Origin of the sequence: Hymenobacter lapidarius (assembly GCF_001816145.1) — a bacterium.
Lineage (GTDB): Bacteria > Bacteroidota > Bacteroidia > Cytophagales > Hymenobacteraceae > Hymenobacter > Hymenobacter lapidarius.
Window position 1 is genome coordinate 1 of record NZ_MDZB01000049.1, and the last position, 568, is coordinate 568.

Here is a 568-nt window from a genome sequence, read left to right on the forward strand (position 1 = left end):
CCGCAACGAAGCCAGTTAGGGTAGAACAGGTAACTAGGGCTAAGTCGTAACAAGGTAGCCGTACCGGAAGGTGCGGCTGGATCACCTCCTTTCTGGAGCGGCCTTGCTCACGATGTTATACTTTAATAAGTACTGCTTGGTTCTTATCATTTTGTCTGTTTCTTCATTCAAATAATATTTGAATACGGATTCTACGCTTGCCTTCGGGTATCGTCGAAACCCGGGCTTGTAGCTCAGGTGGTTAGAGCGCTACACTGATAATGTAGAGGTCCGTGGTTCGAGTCCACGCAGGCCCACTGTAACTGGCGGGATTGCTGCTGGAAACGAAACTCGGGGGATTAGCTCAGCTGGCTAGAGCACCTGCCTTGCACGCAGGGGGTCAACGGTTCGACTCCGTTATTCTCCACTTTAATAATATCGGCTAAACTCAATAGGGGCTTAGCTACGACACTACTAAACACCAGAGTAGTACACGTTCTTTGACGTAAGGGGTAACAAAAACGAAGCGTAGCGCGCTTGTCCTTAGTAATAAGGTAAGCAAACCCTAGCGATGGGGTGCTACGAAAGC

The 568-nt window shown here is 49.1% G+C and carries 2 tRNA genes and 1 rRNA gene; all 3 read left to right on the top strand.

What is annotated here, in order from left to right:
• A 16S ribosomal RNA gene (locus tag BEN47_RS02185) occupies window positions 1-92 on the top strand; the annotation flags it as partial.
• A 130-nt stretch (window positions 93-222) separates the two neighbouring features.
• Window positions 223-296: transfer RNA gene (locus tag BEN47_RS02190), tRNA-Ile, on the top strand.
• A gap of 36 nt (window positions 297-332) precedes the next feature.
• A tRNA-Ala gene (locus BEN47_RS02195) sits at window positions 333-406 on the top strand.
• Window positions 407-568 lie beyond the last annotated feature (162 nt).